The 26175-nt window shown below is 45.6% G+C and carries 25 protein-coding genes and 2 tRNA genes; 8 read left to right on the plus strand and 19 right to left on the minus strand.

The features are described 5' to 3' along the window. Positions 1-78 precede the first annotated feature (78 nt). Both LIZ87_RS19230 and LIZ87_RS19235 read right to left on the minus strand, forming a co-directional pair. Positions 79-1170, minus strand: a complete 1092-nt coding sequence (locus LIZ87_RS19230; protein WP_227148861.1) for an alginate O-acetyltransferase AlgX-related protein — start codon at positions 1168-1170, stop codon at positions 79-81. A gap of 27 nt (positions 1171-1197) precedes the next feature. After that, positions 1198-2610, minus strand: coding sequence for an MBOAT family O-acyltransferase (locus LIZ87_RS19235; protein ID WP_178313842.1), 1413 nt, complete (start codon positions 2608-2610; stop codon positions 1198-1200). 435 nt (positions 2611-3045) lie between these two features. On the opposite strand from LIZ87_RS19235, the gene LIZ87_RS19240 reads away from it, so the two are divergent. Both LIZ87_RS19240 and LIZ87_RS19245 read left to right on the plus strand, forming a co-directional pair. Further along, positions 3046-3127 (plus strand) — tRNA-Tyr (locus LIZ87_RS19240). 97 nt (positions 3128-3224) lie between these two features. Next, positions 3225-3310 (plus strand) — tRNA-Leu (locus LIZ87_RS19245). 83 nt (positions 3311-3393) lie between these two features. Here LIZ87_RS19245 and LIZ87_RS19250 read toward each other — a convergent pair. The 3 genes from LIZ87_RS19250 to LIZ87_RS19260 all read right to left on the minus strand — a co-directional run bounded on the left by LIZ87_RS19250 (position 3394) and on the right by LIZ87_RS19260 (position 5939). Next, entirely contained in the window at positions 3394-4650 is a 1257-nt protein-coding gene (locus LIZ87_RS19250; protein ID WP_004845968.1) for a tyrosine-type recombinase/integrase, read from the minus strand. After that, the gene (locus LIZ87_RS19255; RefSeq protein WP_173794097.1) at positions 4643-5476 is read right to left on the minus strand and encodes a rolling circle replication-associated protein; all 834 of its coding nucleotides are present in this window, start codon (positions 5474-5476) and stop codon (positions 4643-4645) included. Before LIZ87_RS19255 ends, LIZ87_RS19250 begins: the two co-directional genes overlap by 8 nt. A gap of 142 nt (positions 5477-5618) precedes the next feature. After that, positions 5619-5939: a hypothetical protein gene (locus tag LIZ87_RS19260; protein ID WP_005330993.1), complete on the minus strand. Its 321-nt coding sequence runs from the start codon at positions 5937-5939 to the stop codon at positions 5619-5621. Positions 5940-6098: 159 nt separating this feature from the next. On the opposite strand from LIZ87_RS19260, the gene LIZ87_RS19265 reads away from it, so the two are divergent. From LIZ87_RS19265 to LIZ87_RS19275, 3 genes are all read left to right on the plus strand, one after another. Then, complete coding sequence (locus LIZ87_RS19265) at positions 6099-6515, plus strand: helix-turn-helix domain-containing protein (RefSeq protein ID WP_005424130.1); 417 nt, start codon at positions 6099-6101, stop codon at positions 6513-6515. A gap of 239 nt (positions 6516-6754) precedes the next feature. Beyond that, the gene (locus LIZ87_RS19270) at positions 6755-7072 is read left to right on the plus strand and encodes a hypothetical protein (RefSeq protein WP_081733101.1); all 318 of its coding nucleotides are present in this window, start codon (positions 6755-6757) and stop codon (positions 7070-7072) included. Between the two features lie 146 nt (positions 7073-7218). Further along, positions 7219-7512 carry a hypothetical protein gene (locus tag LIZ87_RS19275; RefSeq protein ID WP_227148862.1) on the plus strand — a complete coding sequence of 98 codons (294 nt, stop codon included), beginning with the start codon at positions 7219-7221 and terminating at the stop codon, positions 7510-7512. 153 nt (positions 7513-7665) lie between these two features. Here LIZ87_RS19275 and LIZ87_RS19280 read toward each other — a convergent pair whose 3' ends face one another. The 6 genes from LIZ87_RS19280 to LIZ87_RS19305 all read right to left on the minus strand — a co-directional run bounded on the left by LIZ87_RS19280 (position 7666) and on the right by LIZ87_RS19305 (position 11426). After that, on the minus strand, positions 7666-8133 hold the full coding sequence (locus LIZ87_RS19280) for a Mov34/MPN/PAD-1 family protein (protein WP_227148863.1): 468 nt from the start codon (positions 8131-8133) through the stop codon (positions 7666-7668). A 389-nt stretch (positions 8134-8522) separates the two neighbouring features. Then, complete coding sequence (locus tag LIZ87_RS19285) at positions 8523-8984, minus strand: hypothetical protein (protein WP_227148864.1); 462 nt, start codon at positions 8982-8984, stop codon at positions 8523-8525. A 59-nt stretch (positions 8985-9043) separates the two neighbouring features. Then, a complete protein-coding gene (locus tag LIZ87_RS19290) occupies positions 9044-9298 on the minus strand; it encodes a hypothetical protein (protein WP_227148865.1) in 255 nt (84 codons plus the stop codon). Between the two features lie 19 nt (positions 9299-9317). Then, entirely contained in the window at positions 9318-9545 is a 228-nt protein-coding gene (locus LIZ87_RS19295; protein ID WP_227148866.1) for a hypothetical protein, read from the minus strand. Beyond that, positions 9532-10602 (minus strand): tetratricopeptide repeat protein, encoded by a 1071-nt coding sequence (locus LIZ87_RS19300; protein WP_227148867.1) that lies wholly within the window; start codon positions 10600-10602, stop codon positions 9532-9534. The genes LIZ87_RS19295 and LIZ87_RS19300 overlap by 14 nt, the downstream gene beginning before the upstream one ends. A gap of 200 nt (positions 10603-10802) precedes the next feature. Next, positions 10803-11426: a recombinase family protein gene (locus tag LIZ87_RS19305; RefSeq protein WP_264468082.1), complete on the minus strand. Its 624-nt coding sequence runs from the start codon at positions 11424-11426 to the stop codon at positions 10803-10805. A 657-nt stretch (positions 11427-12083) separates the two neighbouring features. On the opposite strand from LIZ87_RS19305, the gene LIZ87_RS19310 reads away from it, so the two are divergent. Continuing rightward, positions 12084-12296 carry a hypothetical protein gene (locus tag LIZ87_RS19310; protein ID WP_227148868.1) on the plus strand — a complete coding sequence of 71 codons (213 nt, stop codon included), beginning with the start codon at positions 12084-12086 and terminating at the stop codon, positions 12294-12296. A gap of 442 nt (positions 12297-12738) precedes the next feature. Here LIZ87_RS19310 and nagA read toward each other — a convergent pair whose 3' ends face one another. The 6 genes from nagA to LIZ87_RS19340 all read right to left on the minus strand — a co-directional run bounded on the left by nagA (position 12739) and on the right by LIZ87_RS19340 (position 18932). Next, positions 12739-13914 (minus strand): N-acetylglucosamine-6-phosphate deacetylase, encoded by a 1176-nt coding sequence (nagA, locus tag LIZ87_RS19315; RefSeq protein WP_227148869.1) that lies wholly within the window; start codon positions 13912-13914, stop codon positions 12739-12741. An 87-nt stretch (positions 13915-14001) separates the two neighbouring features. After that, positions 14002-14742 carry a 6-phosphogluconolactonase gene (locus tag LIZ87_RS19320; RefSeq protein WP_227148870.1) on the minus strand — a complete coding sequence of 247 codons (741 nt, stop codon included), beginning with the start codon at positions 14740-14742 and terminating at the stop codon, positions 14002-14004. Positions 14743-14935: 193 nt separating this feature from the next. Further along, complete coding sequence (locus LIZ87_RS19325; RefSeq protein WP_227148871.1) at positions 14936-16012, minus strand: Gfo/Idh/MocA family protein; 1077 nt, start codon at positions 16010-16012, stop codon at positions 14936-14938. A 27-nt stretch (positions 16013-16039) separates the two neighbouring features. Beyond that, entirely contained in the window at positions 16040-17326 is a 1287-nt protein-coding gene (locus LIZ87_RS19330; RefSeq protein ID WP_178313980.1) for a TRAP transporter large permease, read from the minus strand. 3 nt (positions 17327-17329) lie between these two features. Continuing rightward, complete coding sequence (locus LIZ87_RS19335; protein ID WP_178313978.1) at positions 17330-17815, minus strand: TRAP transporter small permease; 486 nt, start codon at positions 17813-17815, stop codon at positions 17330-17332. 31 nt (positions 17816-17846) lie between these two features. Beyond that, complete coding sequence (locus LIZ87_RS19340; protein WP_227148872.1) at positions 17847-18932, minus strand: TRAP transporter substrate-binding protein; 1086 nt, start codon at positions 18930-18932, stop codon at positions 17847-17849. A 297-nt stretch (positions 18933-19229) separates the two neighbouring features. On the opposite strand from LIZ87_RS19340, the gene LIZ87_RS19345 reads away from it, so the two are divergent. Together LIZ87_RS19345 and LIZ87_RS19350 are read left to right on the plus strand one after the other, a co-directional pair. Next, positions 19230-20288: a LacI family DNA-binding transcriptional regulator gene (locus LIZ87_RS19345; protein WP_178313974.1), complete on the plus strand. Its 1059-nt coding sequence runs from the start codon at positions 19230-19232 to the stop codon at positions 20286-20288. A gap of 57 nt (positions 20289-20345) precedes the next feature. Continuing rightward, positions 20346-21617, plus strand: a complete 1272-nt coding sequence (locus LIZ87_RS19350; protein ID WP_227148873.1) for a lactate racemase domain-containing protein — start codon at positions 20346-20348, stop codon at positions 21615-21617. Positions 21618-21689: 72 nt separating this feature from the next. Here the strand turns inward: LIZ87_RS19350 and LIZ87_RS19355 are convergent, their stop codons facing one another. Then, positions 21690-23801, minus strand: a complete 2112-nt coding sequence (locus LIZ87_RS19355; protein WP_264468083.1) for a glycoside hydrolase family 13 protein — start codon at positions 23799-23801, stop codon at positions 21690-21692. Between the two features lie 464 nt (positions 23802-24265). After that, entirely contained in the window at positions 24266-26095 is a 1830-nt protein-coding gene (ftsH, locus tag LIZ87_RS19360; protein WP_178314912.1) for an ATP-dependent zinc metalloprotease FtsH, read from the minus strand. Positions 26096-26175: the final 80 nt, after the last annotated feature.

The following is a 26175-nucleotide window of genomic DNA, read 5'->3' on the forward strand; positions in this document are numbered from 1 at the left end:
CAGGTGCTAAAGAATTATTTGCAGTCAGTGTAACAAATGTTTGACAAACCTACAAAAGAAAACCCTTGAGTTTCCGTTCTATTTTGCCAAAAGTACATCCAGGTCTCCCGGAAGCCTTCCTAAGTTTCTCTCCACGATCTCATAGACAAACACATCGCCGCCAAAGCCTGCAACGTCTATGTTATCCATAAATTTCCAATTTATCAATACCACCTCCCTGAAATACCTCGGCAGCACCGGCTCCATGGCTGCGCCAAAGGAGTCCCGCACCATCGTAAGGCTGCGTTCATCCGGAGAATCCGGTGTTCTTGTCCTGATCAGTCCTGTGCCGCCGTCATCATTTTCCAGCATTTCCACAGAAAGGCCTTCCAGATAGCCATGGATCAGAACCTCTGTTTCCTCTAAGTATTTCATGGGCGTATGCCCCAGATCTCCCAGGTCCCCCCGCTGCCCACCTTCATAAGAAAGAGCCAGATCATGGTAATCTGCAGGAGTTCCGCCTGCTGCCGCTATAAGGGCCTGGGCTCCGATAAAGCCTCCCAGCTTATTCCAGTGGGTATCCGTCTTATAATAGATAAGCTCCTCTTTACTTGCCGCCTTCAGCTCCTCAAGGGGATATACCACCTTGATATCCGAGTTTGCCCTGATATATTCCACCAGCTGCTTTGCCCTGGAGGTCTCTGACAGAGACCCATAGTGCTCCGGCATATACTGGCTGTAAACGATCTCCTTGTTGGGAGCCACCAGGAGTGCGAAATCCTCCTTATCCTCTGCATATTTTTCCCTGACTGCAAGAAGCTTATCTAAGATCATCTGGAGGTCTTCATCAGAGAAAAAGCCGATGCCCAGGGCATCGATCACGCTCTCATTTCCCGTGTAAAACAGCCAGTGATCCTTTCCCACAATCACCTCTTTATTGTCAATGCTTCCAAACAGCTCCATATTGAGGGATGCATAGGCATCCAGCCAGATGCTGCGCAAAGGCGCATTGTCGTTGATAAAGCTTTCCACCCCTGATGGAAACTCATCTATCGTTTCCCAGGAAAACTCCGGCCATCGGGCCAGATCCCTGTTCTCCGTATTGGAAGCCTCCTTTTCCCCCACAGCCAGGCCTGCTATATTTGGCAGCAGCAATATGGAAAAAAAGAGGCCTATCATCCATTTTTTCATGTGTCCTTCCTCCCAGGATGTGTCATTCTAAAACCTGAAGTAAATGAATGGATTGTATGTATTGTTCACCAGGAGCATGGTGCAGGCCATAAGCAGAAATGCCATGACAGCCACATCCAGCCAGCTGATCCTCTCCTCATCATAAAGCCGCCTCTTAAGAGGACTGCACAAAGCCTGGATGGGACCGCAGAACAGCACACCCACAAACGCCCAGAAGAAGACCCGGTTATCCACAAACATGGGAACCGTATAGCAGCCGCCTCCTCCCCTGAACATGACCCGGAACACCTCACTGATGGCCGGCAGCTCTTCCACCCGAAACAGCATCCAGCCAACGATCACCACGAACATGGTATACATATGATTCAGAAGCTTAAACCTGTTTCTGTCCAGTATTTCTCCCAAAAACACACGCTCAGCCACAATGAACACGCCGTAATAAGCGCCCCAGAGGATAAAATTGGCCCCGGCCCCATGCCACAGTCCGGTGACCAGAAATACAAGAAACAGGTTCACATAGGTTCTCACCTTTCCCTTCCTGTTGCCGCCCAGAGGAATGTACAGGTATTCCTTAAACCAGGTAGAAAGGGAAATATGCCATCTGTGCCAGAATTCCCGGATGGACTGTGACATGTAGGGATAGTTAAAATTCTCCATAAAATCAAAGCCGAACATTTTCCCCAGGCCGATGGCCATATCCGAATATCCCGAAAAATCATAATAGATCTGAAGGGTGTACAGCAAAACAGCGCACCATATGAGTCCCCTGCTTGCCATCTCCCTGTTGGGCGAGGTGAACACCTCATCTGCCACTGCCGCGAATGTATTTGCAAGAATCACCTTCTTTCCCAAACCATAGGAGAAGCGCTTGATCCCATATGCGATCTTGTCCGCAGACATGGTTCTGTCCTTTAGCTGGGTATCGATCTCATGGTATTTTACGATGGGACCTGCGATGAGCTGCGGGAAAAAGCTGATATACAGCGCCAGATCCAATGGATTTCTCTGGACCCTGATTTTTCCCCTGTACACATCAGCCACATAGGATAAAGCCTGGAAGGAGTAGAAGGAAATGCCGATCGGAAGGGCAATATCCCTGGCCGCCAGGGCTTCATGCCCTGCCGCGCCGTTTACCAGCTCCGCAAAGAAATTAAAATATTTATAATACCCCAGGATCCCCAGGTTCAGTACAATGCAGGCCCCCATAAGAGCCTTCTTCATCCCCCGCCCCTTCTCCCTGCCGATCAGGACTCCGAACAGGAAATTCAGTCCGATGGATATCACCATCAGCACCACATATTTCGGCTCCCCCCAGGCATAGAAGAAAAGGCTGGCTGCCAAAAGCAGAAGATTCTTTCCCCTAAGCCCGGGAATGCAGCAATATAGAAGAAATACAGCCGGCAGAAAATACCAGCAAAATACCAGTGAGCTAAACAGCATATTGTTCTTATCCTTTATCTGATGTGCGTTTTCTTTTCCATCCGTCTATTATAGCAAATCACTGTACAGATAGCCAGAATATTTTGCTGGAAGCCCCTTTTTGCCTGGAGCTACATTACTGTTCAGATGGCTGCCGGGAGGGCGGCTGGAGCTTCGGTTTCGGACATAAGAAGCACTAAGACAGCTGATTTTTCCTAAAAGCCAGAGCAGCATCAACGCAACTCGCTGCGCTCAAACAATCATTGATTCTGCTCTGAATGGAAAAACCAGCTGTCTAAGAGCTTCTAATGTCCTGCAAAGGCGCTCCAGCCGCCCTCCCGGCAGCCATCTGAACAGTAACGGAGCCAAGGGAAACCTGCAAAAATTTTTCCGCAAACTCTTGATTTTTTCAGTGTCATATGTTATTATTAACACTGCTTGTGAGAGCAATTATCTGGGCGAATTCCCGAGTGGCCAAAGGGGACAGACTGTAAATCTGCTGGCAATGCCTTCGGTGGTTCGAATCCACCTTCGCCCATTACGTGTCAGTTATCGCTTAAGGCCATCAGTGCAGAGCGCGTAAAGGGCCTTGTTTTCAGCCGTGGCACGTATGAGAATGTACCGCAAGGTACTGCGCCGCAGTGGCGGAACTGGCAGACGCCCGGGACTTAAAATCCCGTGGGTAGTGATACCCGTACCGGTTCGATTCCGGTCTGCGGCATTAGTTAAAAATGGGAGAAACGTTGAATTTACAGCGTTTCTCTTATTTTTTTGTTTTAAAATGTTTGAACACCTTTGAACACTTTATGATGAAATACCAAGATTCTGAAAAGCAAGCCTGTCATTCTTCCTCTTATTGACATTCCGCAAGTAATGCAATGTTGTAGCTGTCTCACTATGTCCCATTAAATAACTAAGGGTTGTAAGATTATTTCCGTCAAAAGCTGTTGAAGCATTGTAAAAGCGGATTTTATGACTGGAATGATAAGGAACACCGGCTTCTTTGCAATATTTCTTCAAACGGCGATTAAAGCTGTCTGTTGTCATAATCTCGCCGTTGGGTTCAAAGACATATATTCCATTTGGATTTAATTCCTTTGCTTTGTGAAGAATTTTAAGTGCTTCGTCTGTAAGGAACTGTTTACGGAATCCATGAGAAGTATTTCCTTTCATTTGATTTACTACTTTTACTTTTCGGCTTGAGAATGTTAAATCATCATTCAATGTACGTTCACAGGTCGCCTGTCTGTGAAGATATACAAGCCTGTTATTGTAGTCAATATCTTCCCAACGGATAGCTTTTGTTTCTCCAACACGGATAAAGAGATAGAAAGATAACTGTATTGCAAGAGAATATGGTTCTATGATACACCGAAGATAATTTAATAACTTATGCGTATCATCACGGGAAAATACATTGTCACTTTGTACTTCTACTGGCTTATAGGTAAACTGTTTGAAATTCACATCAGAGACAGGATTATGTGATATAATTTCTTCTTCAATCGCATAACTCATGATTCCATTCAAAACAGAACGGGCATTACTGACTCGCTTGTGCGTGAACTGTCGGTCTTTTGTAGCTTCTCTGAAAAAGCGGATAAGCGTGATTGGTTTGATTTCGCCTATCTTCATTTTAACAAGTTCTGTATCTTTGAAAAATCTATTCCATTCAGATACATATTCTTGAATTGTTTTTGCTTTTACGGAAGTATAATCTCTTTTATACAAAAGCCATTCAGCATATAATTCTTCTAGTGTGACATTCTGACGGTTTTCAGCTTTCTGCTTTTCGATATAAAATCTGATGATTTCTTTTTCAAGGTTCTCTTTACTCTTCCTCTTAACAGGACGGCGTTTGTTAGGTTTGGTTTCATCGGGTAAATAAGTACGCCAGCTTTTTTCTGATTCCGAGTAATAAATTTCATATTTGTGATTCTTCAAGATTTTTTTATTTGCCATAATTTTAAAATCTTTGAAGACTTCATCTGTGGTCATGTTAGCACAGGTGGCTAACGTATTCAATAATGTTATATCTGAAAACGTAACGGGATTATCCATAAGATTCCCCCTTTACGCAAGGATTTTCTTTTTTAATTTTGATGTAGATAACACTGCTGTCCTTTAAGCATGAACCAGTAGATAAGAAAGCGTTGGTATCGTAAATTTGCCTTGTGTATTCTTTCTGAAAGACGATATTTTCTTTTTGTAAGTCATGTAAAATGTCTTCGGTCAGCATGACTTTTGTTTCGTGTGGAACTTTCAGATTTTGAGATTTAAAAAAGGCTTTTTTCTTATGTTCTTTCAAATCAAGGTCTTTTCCAAAATACTTGCTAAGATAACGACCTCTGTTTTCTTTGCTGTCTACATCAATGCGATTGATTTTAATAAATCCATGTGACCATAAATTCTGTAATTTTTCTTTTGCTATATACGGAAAATCAAAGAAAATAACATGATAATGGATTGCTCCACGCTTCTGTTTCTCCCACGTTGCAAGGTATTTTAATAACTGGGTTTTGGTATGGTACAAATAATAATTTAATCGCTGGATAAAATACTTAAATTCACGGTTAGTTATCAGGATTTCCTGAATGTTTTCTTTAAATGTCAGCGTTACAAATTTTGTTTTGTTATCAAAGTTGCAGTCAACAATACGGGCAATATCCCAACGAGCCTGTTCGTAATGTTTCTGCTTGCGTTTTAAACTGTCATATTGCTTATGAGCTGACATTTCATCAAATTTTTTTCGGTTACTTGTGTCTGTTAAATCTGCCTTTTCTTTCGAGTGAATAAAAATAGGGTTTTCGTAAATATATACTTCTTTTGTAGTAGGAGTTTCAATGATTTTCGTATTGTATGCAAAACACTCTTTTGTTTTGCTCACGAATCTCACCTCATATCCCAATTTTTGTAATGAATGTTCCGATTGTTTTCGGAAGATGTTGTTTTATATATCAAGTATAGAGGTCAGCCAGTTCAGCACCTATGACGTTGTCCGGCACTGACTGGCTGACATAGTAGGGAAATTATTTCATTCCCACTTTTCTGATATTGGAAGCTTCTGCTTTGACAGAAAGACGTCCATTATAGAGACTAGCCCAAGTATGTAATCCATCAAATGAGACTGGAATCTGCCCTTTTTGTTCAAGTTCTTCGTTGGTAACAATCGCTGTGTTAGCTTTAATGCCTACTTTGACTTTTTCAAACTTTAATTTTGGAAGAAGAACTGTATAGTAGAATCCTAATTTTTCTTTTGTAGAAAAGTCTACCCAGTCAGAAACTTCTACTAACTGAAATTCCTCTTGCAGTTTGTCTGGATTTAAAATAAAGTCATTTCCTCTAATCATCGTTTCACCTCCTTACGAATATCTGATTATCAGATATTAAGATAATCTTATGATAAAACAAGCGTTACAGAATGTCAATAGAAAATATCTGAATATCCGATAAAAAGATTGACAGAGAAAATTTGATGAAATATAATGTGCTTATAAAGGAGGTTCGCTATGAATAAAATAAAAGAATTGCGGAAAGAAAAGAATATAACCGTTGCGGAACTTGCAAAAGAATTAGGCATTTCACAAAGTATGCTTACGAACTATGAAAATGGAAACGGAACGCCGAGAGATGAATCTATATGGGAAAAATTATCACAGATATTCGGCGTGAGTAAAAGCCACGTTATGGGATTAACTACGGATATTGAAACAGCAAATAAGACAAAACAGTTGAAAGTGGTTGTGGATACATCTCAGCCGATCTCAATACAACCGAAGAATCAGACAGACCTTGATGTATTGATAAAACTGGATTTGATAGACAGTGAAGACATGGAAGAAGTGTCAGAATTTCTTGATAAACTGTTGGCACAGGAGAAATATGAGGGACGGAGAGAATCAAACGTTAAATATGTCGTTGAGTAGAAAATGCTTCTCAGCCGACCACTTGCCCAGTCGACCCGCCGCCCTGTTAGGAACCGTCGCACTGGGCATCCTTGCGGAACGTTAGTTTGCGAAAATACGAACAAGGAAATACTGCAATAAGAGGTATGCCAAGAAAATATAAAAATCTTGCATACTTTTTTTGATTGAACATTTTGTGAAATGGAATTATACTGTGTATAATGTGAAACAGACAAATCGGGATTTGAAAGGATGATGATATGATGGATAAATTAAAAAAGAACATGGTTTTCTACCTACTGTTGCTGATAGATTTTTATATCGTTCCTTGGTTTATAAAAAACACAGGAAGTGCAATGATTGTTATGTTAGTAATTATTCCTCTAATATGTTTAATAACCTCTGTTTTTTATGGGATTAGGAATGGTTTTAACTTCTGGTATATTTTGATTGTAGCAATAATGTTTGCGCCATCTATATTTATATTTTATAACTCAAGTGCATGGGTTTATGTAGTTGGATATGCTGTTATTGCATTATTGGGAAATTTAATAGCATTGCCATTAGGAAAAAGATAACTTCAAGTTTGTATGCGACAAACATTTGAACACTTTTTGAACACCGCAACCGTGATGAAGTCTTCAAAGCCCCTTTCTATCAGTATTTGAGATTAAGAAAAACGGTTCGATTCCGGTCTGCGGCATAAAAAATGCAAACCTGATGAATGCCGGGTGGCTGTAAAGCAGTAAAATCAAAAAATGGTGAAAACTTTGTGTTTTCAAAGGGCGGCGTGACTTCGGTCACGCTGTTTCCTTTTGCTGGGATAGCCGCTTTGGCGGCACAAGGAGTGCAGCCCATTGTACAGAACGAAGCAACACAAAACAGCCCGGGCATTCAGGTGTCCGGGCTGTTGCCTCGTAGGGCGCACATACATGGTCTGGCGGCCATGTATGTGCGCCCTTTGTTCCAAAGGGATTGTAATATGTATTTAGCTATTTATTTTCTCCGCGTTCCTTGAACTGCCCGCAAGTACAAATACTGTCATTTTTGGTTTGTCCAGTCATTGTACATTTTCGGTTCTGCCAATAAACGCAGTTGCTGCAACGCTCATTGCCGTTCAATTTCTATCCTCCTCCCGTTCCTTTCAATACTGTCTGAGTTTTTAGCTTCATCAATCACCTGCAACTTGACAAAGCCTTTCCTTTCCATTTGGGGAAATAAAGTATGCCGTCATGCTCAAATCCTGTAAAGGCATTGTCATCATCACAATCATGGACAGCACACCATTAAAGGATATTGCAAGTTGCATATTTGACTGCCGATCCTGCTCCGAAAACGTATCACCATCGCAAATATGACTGTGCCATATACCTAGTATTGATGGTTTGCGTTGGAACGTTTGCATAAGTTCTAATGCGCGGGCCGTGTGCCAATCACCATCAAGCGTAAAAGACACTTTGGATTTCTCTGCCGTCTCCGTTGGGACTGTTACTGCAACAACAAAATAGTGCTTGAATATTTTATATCCCATGAGAACGCCGCCAACCTCAAAATCATTCTTTGCATTGGTTACACTATCTCTGATTTGGCAGTACGCCTTGTTTGACAGGATAACTCTTGTAGTAGAGTTTCGTTTCATATTATTTTACACGGACTAAGTAAGAGTGACCACAGTTCTGGCATTTTGTTGTCGGAGCAACATCGCCTTTAATAAGCAGCGGGCCAGGGTACTGCCACCCACACTTCGGACATTCGAAATAATCACTGTTGAATTTGAGAGTAGGAATAGCTTTCTTTTGGACTTTGATTTTCATAATAAATGCCTCCATAAGTTTTTATTTCGTAAGAATCAGCGATTCTTTGCGACGTAGTCAGAATCATACTCTGGATATTTATTGGGTACGTTTTTCAAAAATTGATCCAATTTCGAAAAAGTCATTGCCTTTCCCAGAATAGTTTGTCTAATGCATTGTTGTCCTTCCTTAGTCCATATTCCAATGGCAAACATTCATTCTGAGTATCCATAGCTTATTGAAACATCTTTACTAAAAAGCCGTTGTTATATTTAATATGCGGAAGTTTTTGAACCTCCATATTAATCATATTCTCAAGGGTATTAAGCTGAGTCCTGCTAGTCAAGGCACTGTAACCGCATCCCTCGGCGAGGCCGTACCAGCTATACATCTCTTGAAAACTGTATCTAGAGACTTCAATATCTTTTGGCTTCATTCCCGAAAAGGATTGACCATCTCCTGCTTGCATATAGCAAAGGGAAACGGAATCTTTATTGATCACTGTGAAAAGTCCCACATGATTCTTTTTGACCCAATCGTAACCGGGATTCCCTTTTTTAAATAAATTTACGATATATGCGCAAATTGCTTTGCTTCCCTCGTTGTTTTTAACAAATGCTTCCTCCTGTGCTCTTTGCTCTTTGTCCTTCGTAAGTTTTTCGCCCGCTGTCTCTAATAGTTGCCCAAAAAGTCCCATGCTACGGCCTCCTTATCCTTATTTATTTATGATATTTATAATTGTGTACTTTGTATGTTTTAACCATCATATTTCCCGTCTTTTACTGCCCGACAAATTGTCTCAATTTCGATTAAATACCGATAGTAAAGGTCTTCGGCGACTTCAAAGTCGGCATCATCAACATCCCGATTTCGTCCCGGGATTCTTGATGAGGTACGTCGTCCCCGTTTGTATATATGAACATGAGTTCCCTCACGATTCATATCGTCTTTACCGGCCTCTACAGCTATAGAAACGCTTCCGCTTTTCCATTCTTTTATAATTTTAGCCATATGCTCATCCCCCTTGTTTTCACACCGAATATCTGAAATACTTCAACAGTTGTTTCACATCATCATTGTCTAAACCATATTTTGCAATAAGCTGTTTTTGAATTTGCCTTAGGGCTTCTCTGTCTTCTGTGTCATTGGCGGATTGAATCGCTGATTTATATTTGTAGTAGTCACTTGTTGATATTTTTTGCATTTCTCCCACCCCCTCCCTGTCACATTTCAAATTTCCATTATTAATACCACTCACGATGCTCATCAATCGCGTCTACTCGATATTTTGCTCTGGTTTCGCCATTTTCCAGGGATTTCTGATACCAGTATTTTGCCTTTTCTATATCTTTGGGAAAAATAGAGTCCCCGTCTTCATAATACACTCCGACCATATATTGACAGCGTGCTGCCATTACTCCATTATTTGCTTCTGCCCCTTTATAATAGCTTTCAGCAATTTTCCCCTCTAAACTGTTTTTTTCTTCTTCTGGCAATGGCACTTTGCGAATATCACCATTATCATCAAGAGAAATAATAGCCCCATAGGCTTTACTCAACTGAAACCAAGCATTACTTAGTCCTTGATTTGCTGCCTTGATCAGGCACTTAAGTCTTTCTTGTGACCTATAAGGTAATAAAAATTCGCCCACTGCTAACTGAGCATAAGCATCTCCAGATTCAGCAAGACTGCGTAGTACAGATTCATATTTTTCCTTAAACTCCACAACCTCATTTTCAGAAAACACAATTTTTGCAAAATTGCTACATAATGCACCTTGCGCCTCTAAATTTCCAGAGAGTGCTAGTTCACGAAGCCGCTGCTGCCAGTATTGACGTTTTGCCGGGTGTGAATGGTCCCTGTTTACTTCATGATAGAAAAAGCATATATCCATTATTCCATCAATGGAGCCTAGTGCAACAGGCTTATCAGAATCAAAAAACTTGTCAAATTCATACTCTGTTTCACAAAAATATGGCAAGCCATTTTTAATGGAGTCTAAGACATATGTCCCTAAATTTTCCAGTTCGCGCCCCATGCCTAAGGATTGTAATAACCAGTCTATTTTGTATTTTGGCTGTTTTCCGTCATACCAGATCAGATCAAATACCGTTTTGTATTTTGAATAATATGGGCTGTTAATGAGGGCGTCCGCTGGACAGCGATTAATTCCTGGAGTTGGCTGATTGACAGTTTGAGATTGCTGCACAGCGGTATAATTCTGATAAGATGTTGTTGATGCATTATTCTTCCGTGGTTTAATGACAAGACAGTAAAAAACTACAACTAGAATTATAATTATTAATGCCCCCATATGCGTCCTCCATTCTCTTACCTTAGTTGGCACAAATAAGTGTACTTTTCTGTAAAGAAAAACAATAAGTTGCCTCGTTCGCCAAATAGAAAAAAATCTTCAAAAAGGTATGGAAATTTCTGCTGATATATACTATACTTATAACAATTAGTTAGTCTGAGTGATTTACAGAAAAGTACACGTTCCTGTAAAAAGGCAAGTTACAGCAACTTGCCTTTTTTGTATATTTCCGCTCGGTAACGGAAAGTGGAGAGCGGCATTCCGCACTCCTTTGCGGCTGCTGTCCCAGTGATTTCTCCGATTTCCCACCGTTGGTATACATCATGATAATTCTCCGGCAACGGTCTGGGTGGTCTCCCAAACCGTACCCCTTTTGCTTTTGCCGCTGCAATACCCTCAGCCTGTCGCTGTCGAATATTGATGCGCTCGTTCTCTGCCACAAAGGACAGCACCTGCAAAACAATGTCACTGAGAAAAGTACCCATCAGTTCCTTGCCCCTCCGGGTATCCAGCAGAGGCATGTCTAACACTACAATGTCGATGCCTTTTTCCTTAGTAAGTACTCTCCACTGTTCCAAAATCTCTCCATAATTGCGTCCAAGACGGTCTATGCTTTTGATGTAGAGCAGGTCGTCTTTTTTCAATCGCCGCACCAGTTTCTTGTACTGTGGACGTTCAAAGTCCTTGCCGCTCTGCTTGTCCATGAAAGTGTTTTTCTCTGGAATACATAGCTCATGTAAGGCAATAAACTGACGATCCTCATTCTGCTCCTTTGTGCTGACACGGGCATATCCGTAAACTGCGATAAAATCATCCCCTTTCAATGCAATGTTCAGATATTTGATCTCGTTTTTATATTTATAAATACCTCCATTTTTTTGTTCGTCCTACGGCGTATATGGTTTGCTGAATTGGCAAGCCATATCACCATAGGACGTAATTTTAAGGAAAGGTGTTATTTTATTCAGCATCCTTTCCCCATGCCCTGTTCAATAGGGCGATTTTCAATTTCACAGTTTTATGTGTATCTGCGTTGTTCCATGAAAAGTCATGCGGAACAACGTATCGGCTTCGCTCTCCAGCGTGACACTGGTCCGTTCGGATGGCCGCATAAAACCGTTATCATTTTTGATGATTTGATAAGCCTTTGATTTCGTCGCTCTCCCTGAAAGCTGTTCCTGCCCCCGAATTTCACAGCGACGTGTCGTTCCCCTTGGTGCGCTCTCGCTTTTGCGGTCACGACGTTCACTTTGCTGGAGAGCATATCTCTTTCAGACGGTCATGCAATTTTCAAACAGCATTGTCTCTCGACATGACCATTGTAGCGAAAAATCATGCCCTCTCGCATATACAAGAGGATGGAAAATGCGCTGAAAAGTGAAAAAATTCTACGTTCTTAAAAATTATGTATTATAATAAATGTGGATGATAATATGGCAGGGCGAAGGACAGATTGTAGATATGTAGGTAAGGGTGATAATATGATTGATGTATCAAAAAGTGGGAAGCTGAACAATCGACTTCTCTGTGAAATTGTGACGCATGAGGATTTCCAGCGTTTCCTTGTAGATGCTAATATTTACATAGACCGCATAGCCGATATGCGAATCAACGATATGAACATGATCCTAGCCGCTGTAAGAAAACAACTTATGGAAAAGGACGGCACAAATGAAAATAATCTGAATATCTGAACATTCAAAGTGGCTTAGGTTCAAAAATCAGAATATTTCAGTCATATTGTTGCCGATGATATGATTGTGATCCTGAGAGATATTCGAGAGCGGCATAGGACGGACGTTACCACAGCGGATGAAGATTCCCATGTAGCGGAGGTGCAGCTTGTCAATCTGATCGAAGTGCTAAAACTTTCTCTATACTTCAAAAATCCGACCGGCCAGCGTGGAAAGGGCCGGCCACAGCTCTCACATGGCAAAGACAAGAAAAACACAAATAAGCAAAAAAGACACTATACCCAGCCCTAAAGCTGAATATGGTGTCTTTTTCGTTAGCCACTCCCGTCTGGCAGATGCTCATTTCGTAATTTGGATCTAAACTTGATTTACGAACCTGTCTAAAGTTGGGTTTGCATTTTTTATTGCGCGGCCGCACAGCGGCAAGGCTTCTGCTGCAGCATTACTGATGCACAACCTGCCCTCTTACCATAACAGCGGAAATCTGGATATCGTCATCAAATATCACAATATCTGCATCCATACCTGGTGCCAAAGAGCCCTTCCTTTTCTCAATTCCAAGAACCTTCGCCGGATTATAAGTGATCATGCGCACTGCGTCCTCCAGCTTTACCTTTGCCAGCTTATACATGGTGCGGACACAGCGGTCCGTGGTACATACGCTCCCTGCAAAGGCGCTTCTGTCCGGCAGTACTGCAACTCCGTTATCGATGATGCACTCCTGCCCATGGGCCAGGCTTCCCAAAAGCACATGGGAGCCCTCCGGCATACCTGCGCCTCTCATGGAATCTGTGATCAGACAGATATCCTCCATGGGCTTCAGCTTTACGATCAGCTGTAAAAGCTCTGGCGGAAGATGCTTCCCATCTGCTATGATCTCCACTGTCATACCATCGATCAGATAGGCGCTCTCAATCACTCCCAGATGGCGGAAGGCATTGATCCTCCGTATGGTGGACATGCCTGAATAGAGGTGGGTCACATGGGTATAGCCTCTTTCCCATGCCTCTGCCACTGTCTCGTAGGTTGCATCGGAATGGCCGATAGCAGCCAGGATCCCTCTAGCCTTCAATTCATCTGCCAGCTCCATTGCTCCCGGAAGCTCAGGAGCCACAGACATACGTACAATATCATCGGAGGCATCTAGCATTGCCTTATAATCATCCTGCGCAGGAACCTTGATGTATTGCGGATCCTGTGCTCCCTTCTGCTCCATGGAAAAATAAGGCCCCTCCATATGGATCCCCAGCAGCTCCGGACCATCCTCCATCTCCTCCTTTGCCTCACGGTAGCACTGGAAAAATGTAAAAAGCTCCTCGTTGGTGCAGGTCAGAGTGGTAGGACAGATCGATGTAGTTCCATGAGCCAGATGGGCCTTGCAGGCATTTATGATCGCCTCTGTTGTCCCATCCATGAAATCATATCCGCCGCCGCCATGTGTATGGATATCAATAAATCCAGGACTTATATACTGTCCTTTGGCATCAATACAGGTATCTGCGTCCGGCGCCTGTCCTCTTCCTATCTCCCGGATCTTCCCATCCTCAATTACCAGATAAGCCCCCTCCAGCATACGGTGAGGCGTAATGACCGTGCCATTCGTAATTACTGTCTTCATACAATAACCCTTCCTGTTTTCTTAATAGCTGCAAGCACCTGGCAGCACTGATCAGGCTGCCAGGCGGGGTGCTTCAGCAAATGATTTTTACACCTGTGAAATGATCTGCTCTGCGGAAGCGCCGTCAATAAACAGATGCCAGTCAGGATGCGTCTTTAAAATGGTTGCCGGAACCATATTGGTGGGCGCTTTGGCAGACAGCGTCTTCATAATCGCGTCGCTCTTGCGTTCGCCCGGAACGATCGTCACAATGGTCCTGCTTTTCATGATCTGCGGAACCGTCATGGAGATGGCCTGCTTCGGCACCTCCTCCAATGTCTCAAACCAGCCTTCATTCACCTGCTGCTGCTTGCATTTCTGGTCCAGGTCTACAATGATATAGGCTGCCTCTGTATGGAAATCAGCCGGCGGATCATTAAAGGCAATGTGACCGTTCTCGCCAATTCCCACCAGAGCCACATCAATCGGCTCTTGTCTCAGCGTTTCTGTCAGAGCGGCAATGTTTTCCTCTACATTTCCCTCTCCATTTACAAGATACGCCTTTTTCGGTTTTACGATGTTGATAAAGCGCTCCTTTAAATATTTGCGGAAGCTGGCCTTATGAGTTTCAGGAAGGCCTATATACTCATCTAAGTGGAACATGACTACTTTATCCCACTCCACATCCATGCCTGTAAGATAGCTAAGGGACTCGATCTGGGATGCTCCTGTTGACAGAAGGATCCTGGCCTCACCTTTCTCAGAGATCACCCGGTTGATCGCCTCTGCTGCGCAGGCTGCGGCTCTCTTTGCCATCTCGTCTGAAGTTTTTGAAATATCAATATTCATGATTGTACGTCTCCTTACAAGATTTATTTTATTTTCATGTAACTGTTCAGAACGGGCATCTTCTTGCCCGGCCAAGGCCGGACAAGAAGCATCGGAGATTCCTCCGATGTGAAATCAGCCATAAAAATCTGCTTATAAGCAAGCTTAACGCAGCTTTTTCCGCCTGATTTCCCGCCGTTCTGAATAGTTACCATTAATATTCAATATCCAGAATCTTTCCTGTCTTTGCGCTCTCATGGGCATACTGGCACATAATGGTGGATACGAGAGCCTCCTCACCAGTTGGATACAGGCCTTCCATATCCTCTAAGGAAGCTCCGGCCTTCATCCTGTTTACCAGCTGTAAGAATACCAGCATGGATTCAATGCAATAGCCTGTGGGTACAGGGCCTGCAACTGGATCATCTACGATCATATTTCCATACGGGTTCACGACATGGCTGTAGCTGTCCTCATTATAGGCAGCAACCACGCCTCTGTCCTGGCTGTCTACCTCCTGGAAGCCCTCTGTGCCTACCAGGCGGATCTGCTGGTTTACGATAGAGGAAAAGCTGTTTGGCAGGATCCAGGATGCATCCACAGTAATGCTCGCGCCGTTTGCAAACTCAAATTTGGACTGGAGGGAGTCATAGGTATCGATTCCCATGGACACCAGCTTCTTCTTCACACCGGAGGCATATACGCGCACAGGCTTTTCTCCCATAAGCCAGTAGATCAGATCAAAGAAGTGGATGCCGATAAACCATGCGGGGGAGCTGTTCTGGGCCCAGTTCTTAAACCATACGGAAGGAACCAGAATCTTATCCTCCATGCATACATAGCCATATTCGATCTCGCCCAGCTTGCCGGACCTGATGGCATTGCGCAGCTGGATATGGGCCGGATCAAAGCGCTTGTGGAAGTCCACGTACAGCATGACATTATTTTCCTTTGCTGCTGCGATCATGCGTTTTCCCTGTTCAATATCAGTGGAAAGGGGCTTCTGTGCCAGGATATGGATCCCCCTCTTTGCTGCCTCCAGGACAACTGCCTCGTGAAGATAATCCGGAGTCACCACTGCAACCGCATCCAGCTCTTCCTTGTCAAACATCTCCTTATAGTCTGTATATCCCTTTAAGCCGTACTTCTCATTCATGGTTTTTAACGTGTCAGGATTAATGTCAGCAATTGCCACAAAGTCAATCTCTCCCCGTTTGTGCGCGCCATAGTACGCATTGATCAGGACACTTCCATAGGTTCCGGCTCCAACTACACCAACTCTTGCTTTCATCGTATTTTCCTCCATTTTTTATTAAAATTAAAGATAACCAAACAGTCCCGGCAGGAACATGGTGATCGGTTCAATATAGGTAACCATAGCCAGCGCAATGAATAATGGAATCAGCCATGGTGCAACCATCTTTGTCACCTCTCCAAAGCTGCGTTTCGATGCGGATGACAGCATGTAAAGGGACATACCTACAGGCGGTGTCAGAAGGCCGATCATCATATTCAGCACCAGGATAACGCCCATATGAATAGGGCTGATATTTGCAATTGCCATAAGAGGAGTCAGGATCGGCAGCATGATCATAATGGCCGCAACTACCTCTATAAACATTCCCATTACAATCAGGATGATGTTTATCATGAACAGGATCACATATTTGTTTGTGGTAAAGGACAGGATCAGCTCCACCACAACCTTGTCGATCTGCTCATATGTCATGACCCATGCAAAAAGGGACGCGCCTACCACAACGGCGATGGATGGGCCTACCTGCTTGACCGTTGCCACGGCTAAGGACGGCAGGGAGCGGATATCCATCTCCTTGTAGACAACACAGGATACGAAAAGTCCGTATACAACGCTGAACATTGCCGACTCAGTGGGGGTGAACCAGCCTGTCCAGATACCTCCCAGCATAAATGCAGGAAACAAAAGTGCCGGAAGGGCCTCCAAAAACGCTTTCCACATCTCACCGATACTGGCCCTCTCATGCTTTGGATAATTCCTCTTATGGGCAATGATGTAAATATAAACGCAAAGCACCAAGCACAGCAGAACGCCTGGACCCATACCGGCCATAAACAGGGCGCCGATGGAAACATTCGCCATGGCTCCGTAGATGACAAAGGGGATACTGGGCGGGATAATGGGGCCTACGGTACTGGAAGCTCCCGTTACGCCCAGTGTCAGGTCGTCATCGTAATTCTCATCCCTCATAGCTTTGATCTCGATCATTCCCAGACCGCCTACATCTGCCAGGGCAGAGCCGCTGATGCCGGAGAAGATCAGGCTGGAAACTACATTGACATAGGCCAGTCCGCCTCTCCAGTGACCGATCAGCTTTTTGGCAAAGCCGAAGATCCTGTCTGTTACGCCGCCGTTGTTCATAACCTGTCCTGCCAGGATAAAGAAGGGAACAGCAAGCAGCGTAAAGGAGTTTGCCGCATTCATCATCTTATTCATGGCCGTCATCATAGACAGCTGAGGCGTCAGGAATATGTAGAGCAAGGATGATCCCAGCAGGCACAGATACATGGGCGCACGAAAGATCATCATTGCCAGAAATACGATAAAAAAGATTTGAATTGGTTCCATATGCTATGCCTCCTCTCCGCTTTTTCCGATCTTTTTCACATAATGAACAACATTTACCAGGCACCGGATAGACCCCAGGAAGAAGCCAAGCACCATGCCTGCCGCCACCACAGACATCGGGATCTCCATGGCGGCAGATTTTACTACCTTTTCAAATTCAAAGAACTGAACAGACCAGTAAAAAAGGTAAATATGAATAAAGCAGCACACCAAGCTGGTAAATGCACGGATGACCTGATCCGGCACTCCCTTTACAAATTTCAGGAAAACCTCCACGTTGAAATGCTCAAACGTCTTTTCCCCTAAGGACATGCACATAAACACTACCCAGATGTAGCAGAATCTTGATACCTCCTCTGAAAACATCAGGGCTTTATTGAAAAAAATGCGTGCGCACATCTGGCTCAGTACCATAACGCACATGACCCCAAACAGGCTGCTGGCTATCACTTCCTCAAGGGAATGAAACACCTTTAGAACCTTTTTCATATTTACCTCCGTTTCTAATCAACCTTCTGTCCTATTTCCAGTTCGCCTTAAAGTCTTCCAGATCCTTGATCTGAGCCGCCCAGTCGACATCGCCTCCGAAGGTCTCCTCAACCACCTTCTTCGCATTCTCCTTAAAAGCCTCCAGCTCCGGCTCCACCACCTTCATGCCGTTCTCCTGAAGAGTCGCAAGGCCTTCCTCTTCCTCCTTATAGATCCTCTCTTCAATAATCGGGCGGTATTTTTCAAGAACCTCCGTAACAGCCTGGCGCTCCTCCTCCGTCATCTCATTCCAGATCTGCTCCGAAACATGCACCGTTCCCAGATGTACGGAATGCTCTGTCAGAACAATGGTATCCTGTACCTCAAAGAACTTCTGGGCAATGACCGTGGGGATTGGATTCTCTTCGCCTACCACCACTCCTGTCTGGAGGGAAAGGTAAAGCTCATTCATGTTAATCGGAACGGGATTCGCCCCCAGGGATGCAACGACTGTCTTTGCTACCGGGGTATCCATACAGCGCACAGACTGTCCGGCCAGATCAGCAGGGGTCTTTGGCTCAAGGCCGTTGATTGTCAGGTTCCGTTTTCCGTAATACCATACATCCAGCGTGCGGACACCGCTGGCATTCAGGATCGTGTCATTGTACATTTTCTGGGAACCCTCTGATGCGAAATATGCATAGGCCTGCTCTGGGTTGTCAAATGCATATGGCAGGGAATACACCTGGACCGGATCATAGAAGGAGGCCAGAATGCTGGGACCGGAAATCTCAAATGCCAGGGAACCTGTCCTCAGCATGTCGAGAGCCTCTGCCTGAGTTCCCAATGTGGCTCCCGGATAAACCTTGATCTTCAAACTGCCGTTTGTCTTCTCTTCGATCTCCTCTGCAATCTCATAAGAGGTCTGGCTCCATACATGGCTCTCCGGTTCTCCTACATACCATGAAAGCTCTTTCACCTCTCCTGCCGGCGCTTCTGCTCCCTCCTGTGCCTTGTTGTCTGCTGCCGGAGCTGCTGTTGTCTGCGTGCTGCCGGAGCTGCCGCAAGCGCTTAAGCTTCCTGCCATCATAGCCGCTGCCAGAAATGCTCCCAATGTTTTCCAACTTGTTTTTCTCATACTACGTTACCTCCTTGTTTTAAAATGAAATTTTAATCTCGCTTTTCTTATCCCGTTTTCTTTGTAGCCCCATCATATTATAGAAAACGTTTTCTGTCAATACTTTCTACAAAAATTTGTTTATTTTTCTCGTATTATTTGTGTTTTTTCTATTATATGCAATTTTATTCCCTCATCTTTTCTCGTGTTATTTTCTATATTTTTCTAAATTTTCTATTGATTTTTCCACGGAGGGGTATTATGATAGTAATAGATTCGCTTTTCCATATTCCAACTCTTTAGCAAGGAGATACCTATATGAATAATACCAGCCATAATATTACCATTGGCGATGTTGCAAAGGCAGCTGGTACTTCCGTTTCTACGGCTTCCCGTGTTTTAAGTGGCAGTGATTATCCTGTAAGCCCTGCAAAAAGGGAGAGTGTACTTCGCGCCGCCAACACCCTGGGATACGAGCCCAATATGCTTGGACGTATGCTGAAAACCAATACCAATCCCTCCATCGGCATTATCATCCCTTCCTTTCAGAACCCATTTTACACGCAGCTGATCATGGGCATTGAAAAGGAAGCTATGAGCTGCAGCTATTTCCCCCTTGTATTCAGCTCCCAGAGAAGTCCGGAAACAGAACGCAATCTCATCAATAATCTGATCAAAAACCGTGTCAAGGGGCTTATGATCTCTTCCATTGATGATTCACCCCTTGCAGTAGAACACTTTGTCGCCACCGGCGGAAAGGTCTGCATTTTTGAATCCAACTATGCAGACACCGACAAAGTGGTCAATGCGAAGACAGATATGCTGGGCGCAGGACGCACTGCAACGGAATATCTGATCTCACAGGGACATAGGGACATTGCATTTTTAAGCACACCATTCAACCGTGCATCCAGACTGATGACATTAGACGGTTTCAAACTGGCAATGGCCAACAACGGCCTGCCATTTTCAAAGGAAGACATTATCACTGTCCAATATGAATTTGATACAGACTCTGATCTCTACGAGCTGGAAGCTGGCCGGAAACTGGCCGGAAAGTTCTTAGAAGCATGGAAAAAGAAGCCTTATACTGCCATTGTGGCGATCAATGACCTGATCGCCTACGGCATTATCCAGGGACTGCAGGAGCAGAATGTACAGATACCACAGGATATTTCCATTATCTCATTTGATAATATCCCCTACTCCGGTCTGATCAATCCTCCTCTGACCACCATGGATATGCCTGCCAGGCTCCTGGGCCAGAGGGCATGCCGCATGATCACAGACTCTCTGAGCTCTAACGAGGACCACAACGGCATTACTCTTTCCGTAAGCGCAGAGCTGGTTGTGCGCAGCTCCGTAAGGGCCATTTAATCCCCTATGTCCTTCTCACATTCTATTGGATAAACAAAAAGAGAAGGAGCAAACACTATGGATTCAGCATTATATGATATCATCGGTTCCGTGAAAATACCAAACATGATCCGCGTAAAGCAAAAATTTGATCCCCACGAGATCACAGATCCGGAGCCTGTTATCCGGCAGGAATTATCCCGTCCGGCCATCAGCAGCACCATGCGCCCCGGTATGCGGATCGCCATTACTGCGGGCAGCCGCGGCATCTCAAACCACAAGAGGATCATAAAGACCGTTGTGGACATTGTAAAGGAGCATGGCGCGCAGCCCTTTGTTGTCCCTGCCATGGGCAGCCATGGCGGCGCTACTGCCGAAGGCCAGCTGGAGGTTTTAGCAGGCTTTGGCATTACCCCTGAATATCTGGGCTGCCCGATCCTTTCAAGCATGGAGACGGTAAAGGTAGGTGCAAGCCCTGAGGGCCATGATGTACATATTGATAAAAATGCCTGGAACACAGACGGCATTATCGTAGTGAACAAAATAAAGCCCCATACCGCCTTCCGCGGCCCCCATGAAAGCGGCCTGATGAAAATGATGACCATCGGTCTCGGAAAGCAGTATGGCGCCAGCCTCTGCCACCAAGCAGGTTTCAAAAACATGGGCCGCTTAGTGCCCATGTTCGCAAATGTTATCCTCGCCAGCTGCAATATCCTCTTTGGACTGGCAATCGTGGAAAATGCCTACAGCCGCACGTATTTATTAAAGGGTGTGACCGCAGATGAGATCCCTGAGGAGGATGCAAAGCTTTTGACATTGGCCCGCAGCCTCATGCCGCGTATCCTCTTTGACGACATCGCTGTCCTGGTGATCGATGAGATCGGCAAGAATTTCAGCGGAGACGGCCAGGATCCCAATGTTTCCTCCCGCTTTGCCACTCCCTATGCCTCCGGAGATTTTACCATCCAAAAGGTATGCGTGCTGGACATTTCAGAAAAAAGCCACGGGATCATGATTGGGGCCGGATGTGCCGATACCTGCACCAGACGCCTGGTGGAGAAATCCAATCTGGAAGCAAGCTATATCAACGCCATCACATCCACTGTCTTTGATTGCGTGCGCCTGCCCATGATTCTGAAAAACGACTACTACGCCATTGCCGCCTGCATCAAAACCTGCAATGAAGTAGACGTTAACCAGATCCGCATGGTACGGATCCCAAACACCTTAGAGATCGGTGAAATCTGGATATCGGAAAGCATGCTGGAGGATGCCAGGAAAAACCCGGCCATCGAGATCCTCTCTGAAGCACAGCCAATGCCCTTTGATGAAAACGGGAACTTATGGTAATCTGATGCAATATGTGAAAAATGGCCTGCCAGGATTTTCGTCCCGGCAGGCCTTGCTTTGTGTGACGCTGTCTTATATTTCTTTCCCGGCCACCTCAACCTCTCCATTCTCCGCAAACCGCGAATCCACCACCGGATAAAAGTCCTCCGGCTTTGAAATGAACACAGCTGCGCCGTAGGCGGGCATGGAAAGCTTTAAATAGCCATTTTTTACTCTGTACATCATGATTCCGGCATTGTAGCCTTCCTCTGCTGTCAGGATCGGACGGCCAAGTATCATGTCGTCTGTGATCCCCAGCTGCCACACCGGGATCTCCATTGTCTCAGGCTTTGGGTTATTGGAGATAGCGATCACTGCCTGATAATCGTGGTACATGCGCCCATAGGCTATCTGGTGATGTCCTGCAAACAGAGGCTTTACAGAGCCCTTCTTAAATACAGGCAGACGCCGGTGGATGCCTGTCAGGTACCGGTGAAATTCGATCAGCTCCAGATTTTCCTTTCCCCATGGGTATGTTCTCCTGCTGTCGGGATCTGTCCAGCCGCAGACGCCTGCCTCATCCCCGTAGTAAAAGGCAGGGGCTCCCGGCCATGTCATCTGGATGACCACGGCCTCACGCATCACACAGAGCTTCACACCCTCCTCCGCCTTCTCAGGTCCCATGGTGCCGATACGGCCCACCACCTGGTTTGTCCTGGTGAGAAACCTGGAATGGTCATGGTTGGACAGCTGGTTCATAGCTGTCATCACTGTGTTGGTCTGCATACGGCTCATGTGGTACTTCATGGAATTGAAAAATGCTTCTCCATCTCCCCACAGGCTGCTGTTGAAGCTGTCGCTGTGCTTTTCCATACCAGTCAGGAACCATGTCACAGGCTCCATAAAGGCATCATAATTCATGATAGAGTCCCACTGGTCTCCCTGAAGCCATGGGGAAGGATCCCCATAGTGCTCCGCAAGTATCAAAGCCTCAGGATTGGCTTCCTTTACGGCCTTACGGAATTTGCGCCAGAAGGCATGGTTGTACTCGGCTGTGTGGCCTAAGTCCGCCGCCACATCCAGACGCCATCCGTCTACATGATAGGGGGCTGACACCCATTTTTTCGCAATCTTCAGAATGTATTCCACCAGCTTTTCCGAATTCTCATAATTCAGCTTCGGAAGAGTATCATGTCCCCACCAGCCATCATATGTCTTGTTGTGGGGCCAGGCACTGGCTTTCTCATTGTGGAATTGGAAAAAGCTTCGGTAGGGGCTGTCCTTTGAGGTGTAAGCCCCCGGCTCATAGTCCCCGGAGCGCTCATAGATCCCCTCGGCATCCAGCCATTTATTAAAGGAGCCGCAGTGGTTGAACACGCCGTCCAATATGACTTTCATCCCCCGGCGGTGGATCTCCTCCACAAGCTGAGCAAAAAGGGCATCGCTGGCCTCTAAGTTCTCCCTGCCCGCGCTGCGTATGACATAGCGCTCTGCCTCTTTATTATCCTTTGCATCCTCTTTTACAAGCGTTCCCCCATCCCGGACGATCTTCCCAAAATGGGGATCAATATGCTCATAATCCTGGCAGTCATACTTGTGATTGGAGGGAGACACAAACACGGGATTCAGATAAATGGCTTCCACTCCCAGGCTCTTGATATAATCCAGCTTGTCCCACACGCCCTGAAGGTCTCCGCCGTAAAAGCAGCCCACATCCATTGTAGAAGGATTCTTCTCCCAGTCCGTCACCTGGTATACGGGACGCCCAATGTATACGTATTCGCAGGACTCCACATCATTTGTCTTGTCTCCATTGTAAAAGCGGTCCACAAATATCTGGTACATGACCGCTCCTTTTGCCCAGTCCGGCGTGGAAAAGCCAGGTGTGATCTTAAAATCATATATACTCTGCCCGTCCTCTGTTGCTCCCAAACGGTTATACAGACAGACTTCCTTTCCCTTTACGATCTTAAAATGGTACAGTACCTGATCTGTACCCACTGTGATCTCATATTCATAATAATCAAACAGCTGATCGGAGTATGCCTTCTCCATCTCAACCTCTGCACCATCTTCCACATAAAACACGTGGTCCGCATCGCCCTTCGCTGTCCGCATCCGCAACAGCACATCTTCGTGAGCCTCCGGCTCTATAGGTATACGGTAGTCCTCTGTCTCCGAAGAAAAGAGAGCATCCCGGTTCATACAGTTCCCTATTTTATCTTCCACAGCTGAAATCCTCTTCTCATTTTCAATATGATCTTTTTTTACTCCTCTGCGCTCCGTCTGCGCAGCAAATAGTTTCGCGCCCTGCGCTCAACTATTTTTCATAGCTATGAGCACTTAGAGCCTGTCCTTTAGGCTCTTACGTGCGATGCATGAAAAATCGTCCGCGAGGTCTTTTCGAGCGTTACTATTTTTCATTGTATATGAAATTCGGAAAATATACAAGGGTAAACCGCTGTCTACCCCTTCCCATTTTTGCGCAGTGAAAAGCCCGGCGGGGAAGCCGGGCTTTTCAGGAGAAGGTATTTCGTTTCTTATGGGGTGTAGCAAAAACTATATAATGTATTGGGGGGGTTACGTCTATTATAATAGCATAACCTCCCCAAAAAGTGTGCACAAAGATAAAGTTTTTTCGATTCCCTTTGTAGTGAATTTCTACAGCCCTATACAACGCTTCCCGCAGGAACTGCTGTGAATAATGCCTCAAATTCCTCCTGGTTGATCTTTTCCTTCTCGATCAGCAGGGCGGCACAGGAGTGGAGCACGTACTCATACTGCTTGATGATATCCCTTGCCTTGCTGTAGCACTCGTCTATAATGCGCTTTACCTCGCTGTCAATGGTGTCAGCCACTTCATTTCCATAGGACTTTGTATGGGCCAGGTCACGGCCGATGAACACCTCGTCATCGTCACTGCCATACTGTATCATGCCCACCTTTTCCGACATGCCGTACTGGGTCACCATGGCTCTTGCAAGCTGGGTAGCCTGCTTGATATCCTGGGATGCTCCTGTTGTGATATCGTCAAAGATCAGCTCCTCCGCAATACGTCCTCCCAGATCGACCATGATGTTCTGCATCATCCTGCCCTTTGTGTTGAACATTTCATCCCTCTCAGGAAGAGGCATGGTATAGCCTGCCGCTCCAACGCCTGTAGGAATGATGGAGACCGTATGCACCGGCCCCACATCCGGAAGAATATGGAAAAGGATCGCATGGCCTGCCTCGTGGTAGGCTGTGATCTTCTTATCCTTCTCAGAGATGACCTTGCTCTTCTTCTCAGCGCCGATGCCCACCTTGACAAAGGCGCGGTCAATATCACTCTGTTTGATGAACCTGCGGTTCTCCCTTGCGGAAATGATAGCTGCCTCGTTCATGAGGTTCTCCAGATCTGCTCCTGTAAATCCGGCAGTTGTCTGGGCCACCCTGCGAAGGTCCACATCCTCGCTGAGAGGCTTTTCCTTTGAATGTACCTTTAAGATCTCCTCGCGGCCCTTGACATCCGGCCTGCCCACGGCTACCTTTCTGTCAAACCGTCCCGGACGCAGGATAGCGGGATCCAGAATATCCACACGGTTTGTCGCCGCCATCACAATAATGCCCTCATTGACGCCAAAGCCGTCCATCTCCACTAACAGCTGGTTCAAGGTCTGCTCTCTCTCGTCATGGCCGCCGCCCATACCGGTGCCGCGGCGTCTGGCAACTGCATCGATCTCATCGATAAATACAATACAGGGAGCATTTTTCTTTGCTTCCTCAAACAGGTCGCGGACACGCGATGCGCCCACACCTACGAACATTTCCACGAAATCAGAACCTGATATGGAGAAGAAGGGAACTCCTGCCTCCCCGGCCACTGCCTTTGCAAGAAGGGTCTTACCTGTTCCAGGAGGGCCCACTAACAGAAGTCCTTTGGGGATCCTGGCTCCCACACTGGTATATTTCTGAGGGTTCTTGAGGAAATCCACTACCTCCTCAAGCTCCTCCTTTTCCTCCTCCAGGCCTGCTACATTGCCAAAGTTTACCTTGCTGTCCCTGCTGAGGCGCGCGCGGCTCTTTCCAAAATTCATCATGCGGGCATTGGTGCCGCCGCCTCCTGCGCTGCGGTTCATCACCATGATGATCACCACGACCACCACAATGGAAAGCATAAACGGCAGCATGATGGTCACCAGATAGTTTTCCTGGGGAACATTTGCCACGGTATAGTCAATGTTTCTGTCGGTTAACAGCTTTTCTGCTTCCCTGATGTCGGAAAAGTTCTGACGGATCACATCGCCGTTTTTCAGGGTGATCTTCACCTCTCCTGTGGGAGTCTGGGCGTTGGGGCCGATCTCTGCCTCTGCCACCTGGCCTTCGTCCAGCATTCTGATAAACTCCTGGCTTGTCAGCTTCTCCGCCTGGCCCCCATAGGGAAATTTCATGGCGGTGACAAGCAGAATAAGCATCAGGAGAATAAATATAAAGCCTCTGAATGTCTGCTGCTGTCTCACTAGTTGCCTCCTTAAATCTATTTTTGCTGCGCTCCGTTTGCGTAGCAAATAGTTTCGCGCTCTGGCGCTCAACTATTTTT

Source organism: Lacrimispora sp. 210928-DFI.3.58 (assembly GCF_020554865.1).
Classification (GTDB): Bacteria; Bacillota; Clostridia; order Lachnospirales; family Lachnospiraceae; genus Enterocloster.

Bases quoted from the DNA above. Each gene is read 5' to 3' on its own strand.
- LIZ87_RS19350 (WP_227148873.1), top strand. From the start codon at position 20,346: ATGGATTCAGCATTATATGATATCATCGGTTCCGTGAAAATACCAAAC.
- LIZ87_RS19280 (WP_227148863.1), bottom strand. From the start codon at position 8,133: ATGAAACGAAACTCTACTACAAGAGTTATCCTGTCAAACAAGGCGTAC.
- LIZ87_RS19270 (WP_081733101.1), top strand. From the start codon at position 6,755: ATGATGGATAAATTAAAAAAGAACATGGTTTTCTACCTACTGTTGCTG.
- LIZ87_RS19330 (WP_178313980.1), bottom strand. From the start codon at position 17,326: ATGGAACCAATTCAAATCTTTTTTATCGTATTTCTGGCAATGATGATC.
- LIZ87_RS19335 (WP_178313978.1), bottom strand. From the start codon at position 17,815: ATGAAAAAGGTTCTAAAGGTGTTTCATTCCCTTGAGGAAGTGATAGCC.
- LIZ87_RS19290 (WP_227148865.1), bottom strand. From the start codon at position 9,298: ATGGCTAAAATTATAAAAGAATGGAAAAGCGGAAGCGTTTCTATAGCT.
- nagA (WP_227148869.1), bottom strand. From the start codon at position 13,914: ATGAAGACAGTAATTACGAATGGCACGGTCATTACGCCTCACCGTATG.
- LIZ87_RS19310 (WP_227148868.1), top strand. From the start codon at position 12,084: ATGATTGATGTATCAAAAAGTGGGAAGCTGAACAATCGACTTCTCTGT.
- LIZ87_RS19235 (WP_178313842.1), bottom strand. From the start codon at position 2,610: ATGCTGTTTAGCTCACTGGTATTTTGCTGGTATTTTCTGCCGGCTGTA.
- LIZ87_RS19275 (WP_227148862.1), top strand. From the start codon at position 7,219: ATGCCGGGTGGCTGTAAAGCAGTAAAATCAAAAAATGGTGAAAACTTT.
- LIZ87_RS19265 (WP_005424130.1), top strand. From the start codon at position 6,099: ATGAATAAAATAAAAGAATTGCGGAAAGAAAAGAATATAACCGTTGCG.
- LIZ87_RS19345 (WP_178313974.1), top strand. From the start codon at position 19,230: ATGAATAATACCAGCCATAATATTACCATTGGCGATGTTGCAAAGGCA.
- LIZ87_RS19340 (WP_227148872.1), bottom strand. From the start codon at position 18,932: ATGAGAAAAACAAGTTGGAAAACATTGGGAGCATTTCTGGCAGCGGCT.
- LIZ87_RS19300 (WP_227148867.1), bottom strand. From the start codon at position 10,602: ATGGGGGCATTAATAATTATAATTCTAGTTGTAGTTTTTTACTGTCTT.
- LIZ87_RS19320 (WP_227148870.1), bottom strand. From the start codon at position 14,742: ATGAATATTGATATTTCAAAAACTTCAGACGAGATGGCAAAGAGAGCC.
- LIZ87_RS19250 (WP_004845968.1), bottom strand. From the start codon at position 4,650: ATGGATAATCCCGTTACGTTTTCAGATATAACATTATTGAATACGTTA.
- LIZ87_RS19260 (WP_005330993.1), bottom strand. From the start codon at position 5,939: ATGATTAGAGGAAATGACTTTATTTTAAATCCAGACAAACTGCAAGAG.
- LIZ87_RS19285 (WP_227148864.1), bottom strand. From the start codon at position 8,984: ATGGGACTTTTTGGGCAACTATTAGAGACAGCGGGCGAAAAACTTACG.
- LIZ87_RS19230 (WP_227148861.1), bottom strand. From the start codon at position 1,170: ATGAAAAAATGGATGATAGGCCTCTTTTTTTCCATATTGCTGCTGCCA.
- LIZ87_RS19325 (WP_227148871.1), bottom strand. From the start codon at position 16,012: ATGAAAGCAAGAGTTGGTGTAGTTGGAGCCGGAACCTATGGAAGTGTC.
- LIZ87_RS19355 (WP_264468083.1), bottom strand. From the start codon at position 23,801: ATGAACCGGGATGCTCTCTTTTCTTCGGAGACAGAGGACTACCGTATA.